The 16,194-nt window shown below is 73.7% G+C and carries 9 protein-coding genes; 4 read left to right on the plus strand and 5 right to left on the minus strand.

Annotated elements, in window-relative coordinates; genetic code table 11:
* Positions 1 to 67: 67 nt before the first annotated feature.
* Together ABZU32_RS23955 and ABZU32_RS23960 are read left to right on the plus strand one after the other, a co-directional pair.
* Positions 68 to 1,189: a hypothetical protein gene (locus tag ABZU32_RS23955; RefSeq protein ID WP_354925182.1), complete on the plus strand. Its 1,122-nt coding sequence runs from the start codon at positions 68 to 70 to the stop codon at positions 1,187 to 1,189.
* 170 nt (positions 1,190 to 1,359) lie between these two features.
* Complete coding sequence (locus ABZU32_RS23960; protein WP_354925184.1) at positions 1,360 to 1,824, plus strand: ATP-binding protein; 465 nt, start codon at positions 1,360 to 1,362, stop codon at positions 1,822 to 1,824.
* Positions 1,825 to 2,258: 434 nt separating this feature from the next.
* On the opposite strand, the gene ABZU32_RS23965 is transcribed toward ABZU32_RS23960, so the two are convergent.
* From ABZU32_RS23965 to pip, 5 genes are all read right to left on the minus strand, one after another.
* Positions 2,259 to 5,078, minus strand: coding sequence for a BTAD domain-containing putative transcriptional regulator (locus ABZU32_RS23965; protein ID WP_354925185.1), 2,820 nt, complete (start codon positions 5,076 to 5,078; stop codon positions 2,259 to 2,261).
* A 51-nt stretch (positions 5,079 to 5,129) separates the two neighbouring features.
* Positions 5,130 to 5,852: a hypothetical protein gene (locus tag ABZU32_RS23970; protein ID WP_354839109.1), complete on the minus strand. Its 723-nt coding sequence runs from the start codon at positions 5,850 to 5,852 to the stop codon at positions 5,130 to 5,132.
* Between the two features lie 78 nt (positions 5,853 to 5,930).
* Positions 5,931 to 6,077 (minus strand): hypothetical protein, encoded by a 147-nt coding sequence (locus tag ABZU32_RS23975; protein WP_354925187.1) that lies wholly within the window; start codon positions 6,075 to 6,077, stop codon positions 5,931 to 5,933.
* A 333-nt stretch (positions 6,078 to 6,410) separates the two neighbouring features.
* Positions 6,411 to 6,557 (minus strand): hypothetical protein, encoded by a 147-nt coding sequence (locus ABZU32_RS23980; RefSeq protein WP_354839103.1) that lies wholly within the window; start codon positions 6,555 to 6,557, stop codon positions 6,411 to 6,413.
* Positions 6,558 to 6,746: 189 nt separating this feature from the next.
* A complete protein-coding gene (gene pip, locus ABZU32_RS23985) occupies positions 6,747 to 7,712 on the minus strand; it encodes a prolyl aminopeptidase (RefSeq protein WP_354925189.1) in 966 nt (321 codons plus the stop codon).
* Positions 7,713 to 8,797: 1,085 nt separating this feature from the next.
* On the opposite strand from pip, the gene ABZU32_RS23990 reads away from it, so the two are divergent.
* Positions 8,798 to 12,511, plus strand: coding sequence for a hypothetical protein (locus tag ABZU32_RS23990; RefSeq protein ID WP_354925191.1), 3,714 nt, complete (start codon positions 8,798 to 8,800; stop codon positions 12,509 to 12,511).
* 167 nt (positions 12,512 to 12,678) lie between these two features.
* A complete protein-coding gene (locus ABZU32_RS23995) occupies positions 12,679 to 16,191 on the plus strand; it encodes a serine/threonine-protein kinase (RefSeq protein WP_354925193.1) in 3,513 nt (1,170 codons plus the stop codon).
* The last annotated feature ends 3 nt before the right edge of the window (positions 16,192 to 16,194 follow it).

Consider the following 16,194-nt stretch of genomic DNA (forward strand, 5'->3'; position numbering starts at 1 on the left):
GAGCCTCGTAGCGTCCCCGGCGAGATTCTCCCGACCCGATCCAACTTGAAGGTGCGGTCTGATTCGCATGTCCAGCTCACCGGCTCCCGTCGAGCCTTTCGCGGCCGTCCAGCGCATCCGGTATTCGGTGTGGTGTGCCGGCCTGTCCCTCGGCCTGCTCGTCACGAGCACCGTGCCGTGGCTGCCCCGTACCCATCCCTGGTCGACGGGCGAGGGGCTGCCCCTGTGGGAGTTGCCGGGGTCCGATGTCGGTTCCGTGAGCGCGTATGGCGGAGGCGCGCTCGGCATGCTGTTGCTGGCTCTCGCGCTCACCCTCCTGACCGCTTTCCATCCCGCGCGTCCGATGGTGCTCGGCGCGCTGCTCGCGGACGCGCTCAGCTTTCTGAACACCATGTGGCTGCACCAGGCGCTCGGCGACGCCGCCCCCGACGGCACCGCACCCGGCGTGGCCGCAGCGCTCGTCGAAACGCTGGCTCTGATACTCGGACTCGGCCTGCTCACTCTCGTCGACAGTGCCGACGAGCGAGACACCGCGCGCCGGATGACGGCGTCCGCGGGACAGAGGCTCACGGGCTCACCATGGTCGCTGGAGATCCGCCGCAGGCTGGGACACGCGGTACGCGGCGGCATGGTCTCGGTGCTGCTCATCTTCGCGAGCGCACTGCCGTGGGTGGGTCTTCGGCATCACCGCGAGTACGGTGAAGAAATCATCACCTACCTGTCCCTGTGGGACCTGGCGGGCTCCTCCGCCGGATCGGCGGTGACTCCGGCCGCCGAGACCGTCCTGTCCCTGCTGGTGGTGTCCTTCCTGCTTGTCCTGGTGGTGGCGAGCGAGCCTGACCGCTTCGTCGCCTGCTGGGCTCTGCTGTCGGCGTCTCTGACGGCGGGATCGCTGTGGTGGCTCGGCCGGGTGCTGAGCGATCTAGGACAGGTCCGAGGTACCGGGGCGGTCACGTGGCTTTCAGGCCCGATGGTGACGGCCGTGCTTCTCGTCCTCAGCATGGCCGTGATCGCGCTCGTGATCATGCCTGAGGAGCGCCTCCAGCGTCATCCGGACAACCCCGGTGGTACGCAAGTCCAGCGCCGAAGGGCACGACGGCGAGGTGCGTCTGGCGGGCCGACCGCGTGGACTTCGCGAGGACTCCGAAGTCTGCGAGGGAGATGGGGGGCGGTCACCAGACGGCAGTGAGGGGTCGAGGCCGGGGACGACACGATGGTGAGGCAATGAGGACGGGAGCGAGGCCGGCTGAGCGGCGTCGGTGAGATGCCGACGGCCACGCGAAAGAGCTTGGCTTTCGCTGGGCCGCTGCCGGAACGCGGCTCGCGATCGACCCGGCCTCTTTCGTGAAGGACCAGCGAATGCCCATGTGCGAGGACGCCTTCGGCGCCGCTCCCGTCGTACGCCTACTCGAGAGGGCGGCGTTCAGTGCCGCCGAGGGCTCGGTCCCCGAAGCGCGGAAGTGGGCGGCGAAGGTGCTGGAGGGTCATCCGCGCCGCGACGACGCTCTCCTGCTGCTGTCGGAGACGTTCACCAACGCCGTCGTGCACACCCGGTCCACCGTGATCGGGGTCGTCCTGCTCGGCGAGGAGGACCAGCGGCTGCAGGTGGAGGTGGTATCGGAAGGGGCGGAGACTCTGCCGTGCACCTGCCGCCGCGTTTCCGTCGACGCGGCCGCGCCGGCGGAGTGGGGAGAGTTGGCGGAGTCGGGCCGGGGCGTGCGTCTCGTACGCGCCATCGCCGACCAATGGGGCTACATCGAGGACCGCCCCCGTTGCGTCGTCTGGTTCGCCTTTCACCCCCACCCGGACGCTGACCAGGCATGACCCGTACTGCGCCTCCGGCGGCGCCGCCGGTCACCGGTTCACCGCCGTACAAGGGCGCCGATACCCCCGTACACCGTCCCGCCGCCGCGGCGCCCCACCGCACGGTCACCAGGTGACGAAAGGAAGGGCGGAACCGCCGACGGCAAACGGCGGACTCGCCGCCCTGCGAAAACGCCGACAGCCCATGCGCCCTCCGCCGCGCCCCACCGCACGGTCACCAGGTGACGAAAGGAAGGGCGGAACCGCCGACGGCAAGCGATGGGCCGCTCTGCGAAGACGCCGACAGCCCATGCGCCCTCCGCCGCGCCCCACCGCACGGTCACCAGGTGACGAAAGGAAGGGCGCAGCCGCCGGCGGCAAGCGGCGGGCTCGCCGCCCTGGGAAGACGCCGATAGGCCGTACGCCTTCGGCCGTCGCGGCGCCTCATCGCGCGGTCACGAGGTGACGAAAGGAGGGGTGGGGGCGCCGGCGGGGAGCGGTGGGGTGGGGGACAGTTTGGCGCGGAGCAGGGTGGCGTCGGGGTGGGCGAGGTCGTCCAGGATGCTCAGGGCCTGGCGCCAGGCGTGCTGGGCGGCAGCGGGGTCGCCCATGGCCTGGTAGGCGTCGCCGAGACGGCTGAGAGTGCGGGTCTCGTAGTACATGCTGCCCGAGCGGCGGTACAGCTCCAGGGCCTGCCGGTAGCGGGTGACGGCCTCCTCGTAGTGGCCGAGTTGGTGATGGGCGTACCCGAGGCTGTCGCGGATGGTGGCCTTGCCGATCTGGTCGGGGAACTCCTCGCACAGTTCGAGGGACTTGTGGCAGTAGTACAGGGCGCGTTCGTGGTCGCCGAGCCGGGCGTGGCCCCAGCCGACGTTGTTGAGCGCGACGGCTTGGCCGGGACGATGGCCGGCGGCCGTGAACAGCTCCAGAGCCCGCTCGGCGTGGTGGAGCACCAGCTCGAAGCATCCCTGCTGGTCGCTCACCCAGGTGAGGCCCTGGTTGGCGTCGGCCTCGTAGGCGAGGTCGCCGAGACGGCCGAACAGGTCGACGGCCCGGCGCAGGTGGGTGTCGGCCTGGCCGATGTGGCCGAGCCCGGCGTGGACCAGGGCGAGGCCACGGTGACTATGGGCCTGCCCGGTGAGGTCGCCGCGGCGCACGGCGGCGTCGAGGACCCGGCGGTAGGTCGTCATCGCCTCGTTGAGCCAGCCGCCGCGCTGGTGGAAGAAGGTGGTGGTCAGGGTGCAGACGAGCTGCCAGGCGCGCGTGGGGAACCCGGCGTCGACGGCCTGATCGATGGCCGCGAGGATGACGGGGTACTCGGCGGCGAACCAGTCGACGGCCTGCTGTTCGGTGAGTGCCTCGGGGACGACGCCGTCCAGGGCGGGGTCCAGAGGCATCGGCGGCTGGGAGGAGAAGCGGTGGCCCGCCGAGTGCGCGGTGTGCAGGTAGTGGTCGAGCAGGCGGTGCGTCGCGCCGCGCCGTTCGGCCTCCGGGTCGTGGGTGTGGGCCAGCTCGGTGGCGTAGACGCGCAGCAGGTCGTGCAGGGTGTAGCGCCCTGGGGTGTACTCGGTGACGAGTTGCGCGCGCGTGAGTTCGGCCAGCAGCGCGCGGGTGCGCCGTACCGGCAGGCCGGCCAGGCTGACCGCGACGCCGCCGGCGACGTACCGGCCGGGGTGCAGGCCGAGCAGCCGGAACAGCCGGGCCGCGTCCGGGCTGAGGGTGCGGTACGACCAGGAGAAGGTGGTGCGCACGTTGCTCGCCGGGTCGCCGCCGTCGAAGGCGTCGAGGTCTCCGTGGGCCTCGCGCAGCTCGTCGGCGAGGGCGGCGAGCGGGAAGGTCGGGTTGGTGGCGGCGCGAGCGGCCACGATGGCGAGTGCGAGGGGGAGGCGGGCGCACAGGTCACCGATGCGGTCGACGGCGCGTGCCTCGGCGGCGACCCGGCCCGCGCCGAGGCGACGCGCCATCAGCTCGCGAGACTCGGCGGCGGACAGCAGGTCGAGGCTGATCGGCTGGGCTCCTTCGACGGCGACGAGCCCGGCCATCTGGTCGCGGCTGGTGACCACCGTGAGGCATCCGGGGTCGCCGGGCAGCAGGGGCCGCACCTGGTCGGCGTCCCGCGCGTTGTCGAGCAGGACGAGCACGCGCTTGCCGGCGAGCAGGCTGCGGTAGAGGCTGAACCGCGCGGCCTCGCCGGCGGGGATGCGCTGCCCGGACACTCCGAACGCCTCCAGGAACCCGCAGACGGCCTCGGCGGGGGTCATCATCGAGCTCTCCGGGTCGAAGCCGCGCAGGTTCACATACAGCTGCCCGTCGGGGAAGCGGTCGCGGACGCGGTGTCCCCAGTGCACGGCGAGCGACGTCTTGCCCACGCCGGCGCCGCCGCCGATCGCGGCGACGACGGCGGTGGACGGCCCGCCGTCGCGCGGCAGCAGAGCGTCGAGGCGGGCGAGGGGGCCGGCGCGGCCGACGAACGATATGACGTCGGCGGGCAGCTGCCTCGGGGTGATGGCGCCGAAACCGGGCAGGTCGGCGCCGGCGTCGCGGTCGCGGTGGCGCAGCAGCCGCAGCTGGGTGTCGCGGAGCAGCGCGCCGGGCTCGATGCCGAGCTCTGAGGTGAGGCGCTCGCGGGCGGCGGCGTACACCTCCAGCGCTTCGGGAGTGCGCCCGCAGTGGTGCAGCGCCAGCATCAGCAGCGACTGGAGACGCTCCCTGAACGGGTTCTCCTCGGCGGCGCGGCGCAACTCGCCGACGGCGTGGATGTGCCACCCGGCTTCGAGCTGGGCGTGGAAATAGTCCTCCAGCGCGCTGAGCCGCCGCTCGCGCAACGCGGGGCCTTCGAGCGCCAGGAGCGGCTCGGTGACGCCGCCGAGCGCGGCGCCCTGCCACATCGCCAGCGCGGCGCGCAGCCGGTGGGCGGCGGAGTCGGCCTGGCCGGCGGCCAGCTCGGCGTGGGCCCCGGCGACGGCGTCGTCGAAGGCGTCGAGGTCGAGCTCCCCCGGGCGCATCTGCAGGAGGTAACCGGGGCGGCGCCGGACGATCGCGTCACGGCCAATGATCTTGCGCAGGTCGGAGATGTGGACGTGGAGCTGCCCGCGGACGCTGGGCGGGGGGTCGTCGCCCCACACATGGTCGAACAGCCGCTCCTCGGCCACCACCCGGTTGGCGTTCAGCAGCAGGGCGGCCAGCACCGCCCGTTGTTTGGGACCGCCGAGACGCAGCGGCCCGTCCGCGCCGGACACCGTGACCGGCCCCAGCAGTTGATAGCGGAAACGCACCCGGTGAGCCCCTTCTTCGGCCTGCGCCAAGGCTACTGGGGTCACCTGGTCTCATGCGCGTCGTCGGCGCGAGACCTCCCGGCGGTAGCCTCCGGGGCTGTCGTCGTCGCGGACGGAGAACGCGTCGGAGATCATCTTGGCGGTCTCCGCGCGGCTTTCGTCGCTCACCGGCACGAACTCCGTCTGCCGGAGCAGTTTGCCCTGGTAGGCCGCGCAGGGCACCGGCTGGACGGCGAACAGCGGCATCCTGCGCGAGAGCTGGATCACTTCGTCGGTGCGACGGAAGCGCAGGTTGCCCAGGACGGGGCCGTGCCACCAGCCGGTCTCCAGGATGCCGTCCTGCACCTCGTAGGTGATGCTGCCGGGCAGGTTGGGCACGCCGCGCACCAGGAGGCTCCATTCGGGCGGTGTGACGGCCACCAGACCGGTCCAGATCTGCAGCAGGCCGGGCTCGGGAGGGGTGGAGAAGACCGGCAGCCCGAGGAAGGCGTCGTCGGTGGGCTCCGCGCCGGTCAGCCGGATCAGCGTCTGCGCGGCGATGTTGGTCAGCGGCATCCAGTCGTCCGCGTTCTCCATCAGCCAGTGGAACGCGGCGCCGTCCCACTTGATGTAGCAGTCCACCGGCGGGTACAGGTACCAGCCGTAGCCGGAGGCGGCGCGGAAGGGCTCGCAGTACGAGACGGCGCGGAAGGGCGGCGTTCCGAGCGCCGACGGGTCGGCGGCCGTCGGGGGGACGACGCCGTCGAAGCAGGCGCGGAACGAGAAGGACGTCATGGGGAGGGTGACCTTCACGAGACGGGAGGCCCTCCGGCCTCGGGATCTTGGGGTTCCCGGGGCCGGAGGACCCGTGGATCAGTGCTGCTCGGCGTCCGCGAAGGCGAGTTCCTTCGGGCTGCGGGGGGCGTTCCAGGTGATGCTCATGCGGATGGGGAGCGTCAGAGAGTCCCGCAGGATCCGGGTCTCGGCGCTGCGCGTGGACTTCGTGGAACCGTGTGTCATGGGCTTCTCCTCAGAAGGTCGTCCGGGTGGCGGAAACCTCCGGCCGGGCGGCCGGCCGGCGGGTCGAGACCGCTGTCCACGGCCCGGCTGGGGAACCGGGCCGTGGTGCGGGTTTCTGCCGGACGAGACCGTCGCCTCGGACCGGCTGGGGAAGGCGGGCCGGGTACGGGATCGTGATGACGGGACCGTGGGCCTCGGACCGGCTGGGGAGGGCGGCCGGGGTCGCGGTTTCGCCGGGGCGTGGAGGCGGCCCGCGGCGGTGGAGTCCGCCTTCGGGGATGAGGGTTCCCGGCCCTGTGAGCGTGGGAGGGCCCAGGGCCGGGAACGTCTGCGTCAGCGCCCTTCGGCGCCCGTCACGGCGAGTTCCCTGGAGCTGCGGGGAGCATTCCAGACGATGCTCATGCGGATGGGGACGACCAGCGCGTCCCGCAGCACCTGGGTCTCGGAGTTCCGCTCGCCTGATGTCTGCCCGTTCGCCATTGGAACCTCCGGTGCGGTGGTGAGAACTTCCCGGCCATCGTGGCGCGGCGGTCTTCGAAAACGCTTCGGAAGATCTTCGGGGCGTCCCGGAGAGCGCCGAAGGCCTCGGACGGCCGGAGAACGGGCGGAAGGCGACGGACGACGGACGACGGTGGGCGTTTGGGGCGGCGGGGCGGCGAGGCGGCGGGGTCAGGCGGGTTTGCGGGCGAACTGGTCGGTGGTGGTGATGAGGCGGTCGAGGATGGCCGGTTCGGAGTAGGCGTGGCCGGCGTCGGCGACCATGTGGAACTCGGCTTCGGGCCAGGCGCGGTGCAGGTCCCAGGCGGTTCTGGCCGGGGTGCACATGTCGTAGCGGCCCTGGACGATGACGCAGGGGATGTGCCTGATCTTGTCGACGTCGCGCAGCAGCTGCTCGTCCTCGAGGAAGCCGTTGTTGACGAAGTAGTGGCATTCGATGCGGGAGAAGGCCACCGCGTAGTCGTCCTCGCCGTGGGTGGCGATGATGTCCGGGTTCGGGCGCACGGTGATCGTGGAGCCTTCCCAGACGCTCCACGCGCGGGCGGCGGGCAGCCGTACGTCCGGGTCGGGGTCGTTGAGCCGGCGGTGGAAGGCGCCGATGAGGTCGCCGCGTTCGTCCTGCGGGATCGGCGCGATGTAGCTCTCCCACAGATCGGGGTAGACCAGCGAGGCGCCCTCCTGGTAGAACCACCGCAGTTCCAGGGGCCGGAGCGTGAAGATGCCGCGCAGCACGAGCTCGGTCACCCGGCCGGGGTGGGTCTGGGCGTAGGCGAGGGAGAGGGCGCTGCCCCACGAGCCGCCGAAGACCTGCCAGCGCTCGATGCCGAGATGCTCACGCAGGCGTTCCATGTCGGCGACGAGGTTCCACGTGGTGTTGTGCTCCAGAGACACGGCGGGGTCGCTCGCGTGCGGCAGGCTGCGCCCGCAGTTGCGCTGGTCGAACAGCACGATGCGGTAGGCCTCGGGGTCGAACTGGCGGCGGTGGTCGGGGGTGCAGCCACCACCCGGCCCTCCGTGCACCATGACCACGGGCCTGCCGTCGGGGTTGCCGCAGACCTCCCAGTAGACCTGGTCGCCGTCGCCGGCGTCGAGCATGCCGGAGTCGTAGGGTTCGAGCGGTGGGTAGAGCGTCCTCATGACCAGCCATCTTGGCAGTGCGCCGCCCCGGACGCCGCACGGGCACGCCCACCCGGGAGGGCACGGCGAATGACTCACCGCAGCCATCTTCGACCTGGTCGGACGCCCGTGCGGCGACTCGAACGTGGACCACCTCCGCCTTGTCGTGGATCCGGTGGACCGGCGGCGGGTGATCTGATCGGGCGTCCGCACCGTGCTGGAGGGGGCCGGTCCGCCGCTTCGGGGAGGCCTGTCAACGGCCGGTGCGGGCCTGTGGATTTATACGGTATTTCCCCCCATTGGCCCTCTTTGCCGTCGCTTATCACCCACAAATCGATTTAGCAGCATAAAACCGCCACACGGCCTCACCCCCGGTTCTCGGGAGGTATCGAGACCGGGGGCGAGGCCGTGTGAGGCAGGACGGAAACGGCCAGGCGCGCCGCCCCGGGGAAGCCCCCCGGCTTGGCCGGGATGGCGGGGAGGGCGCCTGTCTTCCGTCCTTGGGCTCGCACCGGCCGAGCAGGAGGGGGTTGCCCGAGGCGGTGCGGTGCCTTCCAGGGTGGCTTCGTGTAGGTCGCCCTCCGCGAGGGCGACCATGGATGATCCCGCTTCAGGTGCGACCGGCGCGGCACCTCGTTCCACCGCCGTGCTCTTGTGGTGGCACGGCGTCCGGCACACGGGCCCCTTTCGCGCGGGCGAGCCGGGGACATCTCGCGCCCTCGCTCCGTGAGCTGGAGTGGAACGTGTCAGGCCGTGCCCGTGGACGGGCGCGGCCGGCGCCGGGGGCACCGTCGCGGGATCGCGCATCTCGGTCCCGCCCGGGGTGGCGGGCAGGCCGCGCGGCCCGCCCGGCATGACGGACGGATGAAGGCGAACTCGCCGGCCCCGGCGGAGCACGCCGCGAACGCCAAGGTGAACCCGGGCACGAAAGCGATCATTCCCCTCATTCGCATGGTGGTCTTCTCGCCCTCCATTCCGGTTCACACCAATCCAGCACCGCGTGCCATTACTCCCAGCGAGCGGCATCGCTATCGGTATAGTCGGCCATGGGTTGTCCAGCGAGGGTTTGCCCCACTGGACAAACAACACGCACGGGGAGCGCAGGTATGGGACGTCCGGAACGCGAGCTCGATCCGGACAAGGATCTGTTGCACGCCTTCGCCTTCGAACTGCGGCGATTACGCGAGGCCGCGGGACGGCCGAGCTACCGGCGGTTGTCCGGCCAGGCGAACTTTTCGGTGACGGCCCTGTCGGAGGCCGCGGGCGGCAACGTCCTGCCGAGCCTGCCGGTGACCCTCGCCTACGTCCGGGCCTGCGGCGGCGACGTCCAGGAGTGGGAGGAGCGCTGGCGCAAGCTCGCCGACGAGCTGGCCCGGCGCGAGGACGACCAGCCCGCCCGCCCCGCCGACGACGCTCCCTACCGTGGGCTCGCGGCCTTCGGCCCCGAGCACGCCGACCTGTTCTTCGGGCGCGAACGGCTGGTGGCGGACCTGTGCGCGCGGCTCGCCGCCTCGCCGCTGCTGGCGGTCTTCGGGGCTTCAGGGGCGGGGAAGTCCTCGCTGCTGCGCGCCGGGCTGCTGCCGGCCGTCGCCGCCGGGGGCGTTGCCGGCGGTGAACACTGGCCGGTCGTCGCGCTGACGCCCGGCGAGCACCCGCTGGAGGCGCTCCGCCTGCGCCTGGCGGCCCAGACCGCCACCCCCGCCGCCCTGCCGTCCGCCGTGGCGCGGATGCTCGAAGAGCGGCCGGAGCAGGCCCGCCTGCTGCTGGTGGTCGACCAGTTCGAGGAGGTCTTCACCCTCTGCCGGGACGAGCGGGAGCGCGCGGAGTTCGTCGCGCTGGTGGTCGCCATGAGCGTCGAGCCCAGGGCGCGGGTTGTGCTCGGCGTGCGCGCCGACTTCTACGCCCACTGCGCCGGCCACGCCGACCTGGTGGCCGCCATGCGCGACCGTCAGGTGCTGGTCGGCCCGATGGAGGAGGAGGACCTGCGGCGGGCCATCACCGGGCCCGCCGAGCGGGTGGGGGGCAAGGTGGCCCCCGAGCTGGTCGACATCATGGTCACCGAGGTGGGCGAGCAGTCCGGCGCGCTGCCCCTGATCTCGCACACGCTGCTGGAGACCTGGCGGCGGCGGCGCGGCTCCTCGCTGACCGTGACCGGCTACCGGGCGGCGGGCGGGGTGCGCGGGGCGATCGCGATGACGGCCGAGCGGGTCTACGGCGAGCTGCCGGACGAGCGGCGGCACCTGGTGCGGCGGGTGATGCTGCGTCTGATCGCCCCCGGCGACGGAACCGAGGACACCCGGCGGCGGGCCCGCCGCGCGGAGCTGGTGAGCGGCCCGGACAGCGCCGCGGTGGCGGCCGTGCTGGACCGGCTGATCGAGGGGCGGCTGGTGACCGCCGGCCAGGACAGCGTGACCATCGCCCACGAGGCGCTGATCCGGACCTGGCCGCGGCTGCGCTCCTGGCTGGCCGAGGACCGCGAGCTACTGCGCGCCCACCGCAAGCTGACCGAGGCGGCCGCGGAATGGGACCAGCACGGCCGCGACGCGGCGTTCCTGTACCGGGGGGCGCGGCTCGCGCACTGGGACGGCCGGTCGCTGGAGGGGCTCAACGACCTCGAACGCGACTTCCTCGCGGCGGGCCGGCGGCAGCAGGCCGGCGAGCGCGGCGCGGTCCGGCGGCGGGTCGTCCTGGCGCTGAGCGGCCTGACCTGCGCCGTCATCGCGGTGAGCGTGCTGGCGGCCATGGCGCTCATGCAGGCCGGGGAGATCAGCACTCAGCGCGACGTCGCGGTGTCGCGGCAGCTCGCGGCCGAGTCGCGCACGCAGTCGCAGTTCGACCCGGAGGGGGCGCTGCGGCAGGCGCGGCGGGCGTACGCGGTCCGTCCCACCGGCGAGGCGGAGACCGCGCTGCGCCAGGCGCTGGTCGACGACCGCATGCTGATGTCGCTGCCCGGCCTCACCGGCCGGCAGATGGGGGTGGCCTGGAGCGCCAGGGGCGCCCACGTGGCGGCGACCGCCTCGGACGGCACGGTGCGCGTGTGGTCGTGCGACCCCCGCACCGGGCTGCCGTCCGGCGTCCCGCTCGTGCTGACCGGGCACCAGGGCGACGTGCACAGCCCCGCCTTCAGCCCGGACGGGCACCGGCTCGCCACCGCGGGCTCGGACGGCACGGTGCGGGTGTGGTCACTGGACGGCTCCGCCCCGCCGGTCGTGCTGACCGGCCACCACAAGACGGTGTGGAATGTGGCGTTCAGCCCGGACGGGCGGCGGGTCGCCAGCACCGGCGAGGACGGCACCGTGCGCGTCCAGGACTCCGGCGGCGCGGGCGGGGCGGTGGTGCTGCGCGGGCACGAGGGTCCGGTGGAGGGCGTCGCCTTCAGCCCGGACGGCCACCGCCTGGCCACCGGCGGCCACGACCGCACGGTGCGCCTGTGGGACCTCGGCACGGGGAAGGCCACGGCGGTGCTGCGCGGCCACGACGGCGCGGTCAAGACCGTGCGGTTCAGCCCGGACGGCACGCGGGTGGCCAGCGCCGGCGCCGGCGTCGACGGCACGGCGCGCGTCTGGCCGGCCGGCGGGCACGGCGACCCGGTGGTGCTCCGCGGCCATGACGGCACGGTGGAGGGCCTCGACTTCAGCCCCGACGGCCACTGGCTCGCGACCACCAGCGACGACTCCACCGTGCGGGTGTGGAGCTCGGACGGCGGCGGCCATCCGCTGGTGCTGCGCGGCCACCAGCGGGTGGTGTGGAGCGTGGCGTTCAGCCCGGACGGGGCGCGGCTGGTCTCCGGCGGCGAGGACGGCACGGTGCGGGTCTGGTCCCTGCGCGACGGTTCGACGATTCTGCGCGGTCACCGTGGCGCCGTGTGGTCGGCGGCCTTCCTGCCCGGCGGGCGGCGGATCGTCAGCGGGGGCGAGGACGGCGAGGTCGGCCTCTGGGATCTGTCGACCGGGCGGCGGCGGGTGCTCGGCGGCGGCCACCGCGGCGAGGTGCCCGGCGGCGGCCACGGTGAGGTGCTCGGCGGCCATCGCGGCGAGGTGCTGGGCGTCACCGCCGCTCCCGACGGCCGGCACGTGGCGAGCGCGGGCCGGGACGGCACCGTGCGCATATGGGATGTGGACGGGGCCGCGCCGCCGGTCGTCCTGCGCGGGCACAGCGGCGTGGTGTGGACGGTGTCCTTCAGCCCGGACATGCGCCGCATCGCCACCGCCGGCATCGACGGCACTCTGCGCGTCTGGTCCGCCGACGGCTCGGGCCCGGCCCTGGTCCGCAAGGCCGACGAGGGCCAGATCCGGTTCGCGGCGTTCAGCCCGGACGGGCGCCACATCGCCACGGGCGGCCAGGACGGCACTGTGCGGGTGTGGGACATCACCGGCGAGGCCCCGCCCGTGGTGCTGCGCGGCCATCAGGGGCTGGTCTGGTCGGTGGCGTTCAGCCCGGACGGCCGCCGCGTGGCGAGCGCCGGCAGCGACGGCACCGTCCGGGTCTGGCCGGCGGACGGGCGGGGCACGCCGCTGGTGCACCGGGCCCACCAGGGCATGGTGTGGTACGTGGCGTTCAGCGCCGACGGCCGCTGGGTGGCCTCGGCCGGGCACGATGCCACAGTGCGCGTGTGGCGGTCGGACACGGCCGGCCAGCCGCTGACCTTCTCCGGGTTCGGCGCGAGCGTCGAGAGCGTCTCGTTCGCCGAGGACGGCCGGCGGATGCTCACCACGCACGACGACGGAACCGTGCGCGTGTGGAACTGTGACGCGTGCGCGCCGACCGGCGGCCTGCTGCGCCAGGTGGACCGCGTGCTCGCCGGACCCGCCGGCCGGTAGACCGGCTCCGCGACCATGGACCGGCCGGAAGAACGCGGACCTCGGCCACGAACCGGGCAGAAAGACCGGTCCGCGGCCCTGAGGCCGGGTGGGAGAACCTCGCGCCGCTCGCGCGCATCTAATGCCGTGTCGTGCCGGCGGGGCGACGCGGAGACAGGGGGCGGCACATGACGGGAAGGCTGAGCCCGGACGATCCGGAGCGCCTGGGCGGCTACTGGCTGGCGGGACGGCTGGGCGCCGGCGGCCAGGGCGTGGTCTACGAGGCCTACGACGAGGAGGGCCGCCGGGTCGCGCTCAAGGTGGTGCACGGCGGCGCGGCCGGCGACCCGGAGCTCCGTGACCGTTTCGGCCGGGAGGCCTCGGCGGCGCGGCGGGTGGCCTCCTTCTGCACGGCCCGGGTGATCGCCGCCGAGCTGGACGGCGAGCGGCCGTTCATCGTCAGCGAGTACGTGGAGGGGCCGAGCCTGCGCCGCGCGGTGCAGGACGGGCGCGCCTTCACCGGCGACGACCTGCACCGCCTGGGCACGGCCGTCGCGACCGCGCTGGCGGCCGTCCACGAGGCCGGAGTGGTCCACCGCGACCTCAAGCCCGACAACGTGCTGCTCGGCCCGGACGGGCCGCGCGTGATCGACTTCGGCATCGCCCGGACGCTGGAGATGTCGCTGACCTCGACCGGGCTGGTGGCCGGCACCCCGACGTACATGGCCCCTGAGGTGTTCACCGGGCAGCGCGCGGGGGCGCCCGCCGACGTGTTCGCCTGGGGCGGCGTCATGCTGTTCGCCGCCACCGGCGAGGACCCGTTCAAGGCCGAGAGCCTGGGCGGGGTCATGCACCGGGTGCTGTCGGTGGACCCCGACCTGGACGTCCTGCCCGCCTCCCTGCGCCCGCTGGTCGCAGCGGCCCTGCGCAAGGAGCCCCAGGACCGTCCCACCGCGACCGACCTGCTGCTCGGGCTGATCAGCGGCGGGGAGGGCGCCGGCACGGCCCGGCTGCTGGAGCGGGGCAGCGCGGCGGCGGGACGGGTCGGCCCGGCGCAGGCGCGCGACCCCGCCCTCGGCACGCTCGCCGAGGACGCCTACGGCATGCTCTCCCCGGCCGAGCGCGACCTGGCGCCGGAGGTCTTCCTGCGCATGGTGGCGATCGGCCCGGACGGGGAGCCGGTCACCCGCCCGGCGCGGGCCGACGAACTGCCGGCGGGCGCCGGGAACGTGCTGCGCGTGTTCGCCTACGTGCTCTCGCACCAGGACGGAGAGGTGCGGCTCGTCCGCCCGGCGCTGCTGGGCGCGTGGCCGAGGCTGCGCTCCTGGGTGCAGGACGAGCGCGAGGGCCTGCCGGTCCACGCCGGCATCCTCGCGCAGGCGCGGCAGTGGGACGAGCACGGCCGCCGCGACGGCGACGTGCTGCAAGGCGGCCGCCTCGACGCCGCCGTGCGGTGGGCCGCCACCGGGCGCCGCCGGCTCACCCTCAACCCGCTCGAACGCGACTTCCTGGACGCCTCCGCCGCGCTGACCCGCCGGCGCGCGCGCCGCCGCCGCCTGCTCACGGCGGCTCTGGCCGTCCTGCTCGTGGTGTCGCTCGCGGCCGGGGGCCTCGCGGTCTACCAGGGCGCCCGCGTCGCCGAGCAGCGCGACCAGATCACCGCGCAGCGCGACCAGGCCAAGGGCCGTGAGCTGGCCTTCCTGTCCAGCACCCTGCGCACCGCCGACCCGGCCGTCGCGATGCTGCTGAGCGTCGCCGCCTACCGCCTGGACGGCGGCGCCGAGGCCCGTTCCAGCCTGATGTCCTCCCTCTACCAGCCGGAAACGGCCGTATTCACCGAACCGCCCGTGCGTGACTCTCCGTCCAGGGCGCTGGGCGGGGACGGGCGGCTGATGGTCAGCGTGTCGCCGGGCGAGATCCGCCTCTACGACCTGGCGCGGGGCCTGTTGATCAGGCGCGTCCCCACACCGGCGACGCGGGGGCTGGACGTGCGGGAGGTCGCGCTGAGCGCGGACGGGAGGCTGGTGGCGATCTCCACAGCGGACGTCCTCATCGTGTGGGACCTGCGGGCCGGCAGGGAGCGCGGCCGGTTGCGGCTGCCGGGCGGGGCACTGTGGACGAGGGTGGCGTTCGGGACCGGCGGGTCCACGCTCACCCTCGTGGACGACGACAGCGAGCCTTATGTCTGGGACCTCACGACGGGCCGCACCTATGGCCGCCACCATTGGCGGGGCTCAGACCCGGTCGTCTCGGACAAGGCACACCTGGCGGCGCTGGTCGGCATGGAGAACGGCCTGAGGGCCTACCGGCTGCCGGGCGGCACGGAGGACCGGCGCTTCCGCGAGGCCTGCCCGAGCGACACCGGTGTGGCGGCCTTCAGCGCGGACGGCGCGACCCTGGCGTGTGCCGGGTGGACGGTCAGGCTGGTCACCACGGGTACCGGCAAGCGCATCCCCTACCACGAGGACGAGGACTGGCGCTGGCCCGAGGGCGGGGCGCTGGCCGGCGGCGGGAGCCTCGGGCTGCGGTTCAGCCCCGACGGGCGGCTCCTGCTCGGGTTCGCCGACCGCGACATCACGGTGTGGCGGGTGGCCGACCAGCGGCAGATCTTCTCCTACCGGGCCGACGGCGAGGTCGACAACGCGAGCCTGGGCTCCGACGGCCGCACCCTGCGCTTCCTGATGGACGGCACGGTCGTCACCCTCGACTTCCGGCCGCGCGTCACCACGACCGGCCCCGGAGGGAAGGTCTTCAAGACGGGCCTGAGCCCGGACGCCCGGTGGATGTCCGCCGAACTCTCCGACTCCACCCCGATCCGGCTGTGGGATGTGCGCCGGCGCCGGTACGCCGGGGTGTTTCCCGGCACGGCCGATTCCGGCGTGCCCGCCGATTTCGACCCCCGAGGCCGGACGGCGGTCACCGTCACCGGCGGCACGCTGCGCGCCTTCGACATCCCGTCGCTCACACCGCTGTGGAGCCACAGGCTCCCCTCCGGATTCGACTCGGTGGGCGGCGTCTTCAGCCAGGACGGCGCGACCTACGCCGCGGTCCTCACCGCCCTCAACGGGTCGGCCGAGTTCCCCCTGCTGGAATGGGACGCCCGCACGGGGCGGCTGATCAGGACGTTGCGACCGGCCGTCGGCCCGGGCGCGATCGCCTTCACCCCCGATGGGCGCACGATCGTCACGTCCGCCGGGCGGCTGCTCGACGCCGTCTCCGGCGCACAGGTGGGCAACAGCGCGCCGTCGCTGGGCGAGCTCGCGGTCAGCCCGGCGGGCGGGCTGCTCGCCTCGGGCGGCGGCGCGGGGCGCGTGGCGCTGTACGACACGCGGACGAGGTCGGCGGTGCCGCCGGTGCTGCGCGGGGTGGCCGAGCCCATCGCGCTCATGTCCTTCTCCCCGGACGGGCGGCTGCTGGCCACGGTGAGCGAGTCCGGGACGGTGCAGTTGTGGGACGTGGACGCCAAGCGGCGGATCGGCGTGCCGGTCAAACTGTTCGGCGACTTCGCCATGAGCATGGCGTTCGACCCGGACGGTTCGGCCTTGACGATCTCCGACCAGAGCGGCACGCTCTACCGGCTGCCCGCCGGGGCCGGGGCCGCCGCGACGGCGGTGTGCGCGCGGGCCGGCCGCACCCTCACCCGCGCGGAGTGGACCCGCTACCTCCCCGGCATCCCCTACCGGGACGTCTGCCGCTCCTGACCG

It is taken from the genome of Sphaerisporangium sp. NPDC005288 (genome assembly GCF_040607475.1).
Taxonomy (GTDB): domain Bacteria; phylum Actinomycetota; class Actinomycetes; order Streptosporangiales; family Streptosporangiaceae; genus Sphaerisporangium; species Sphaerisporangium rhizosphaerae.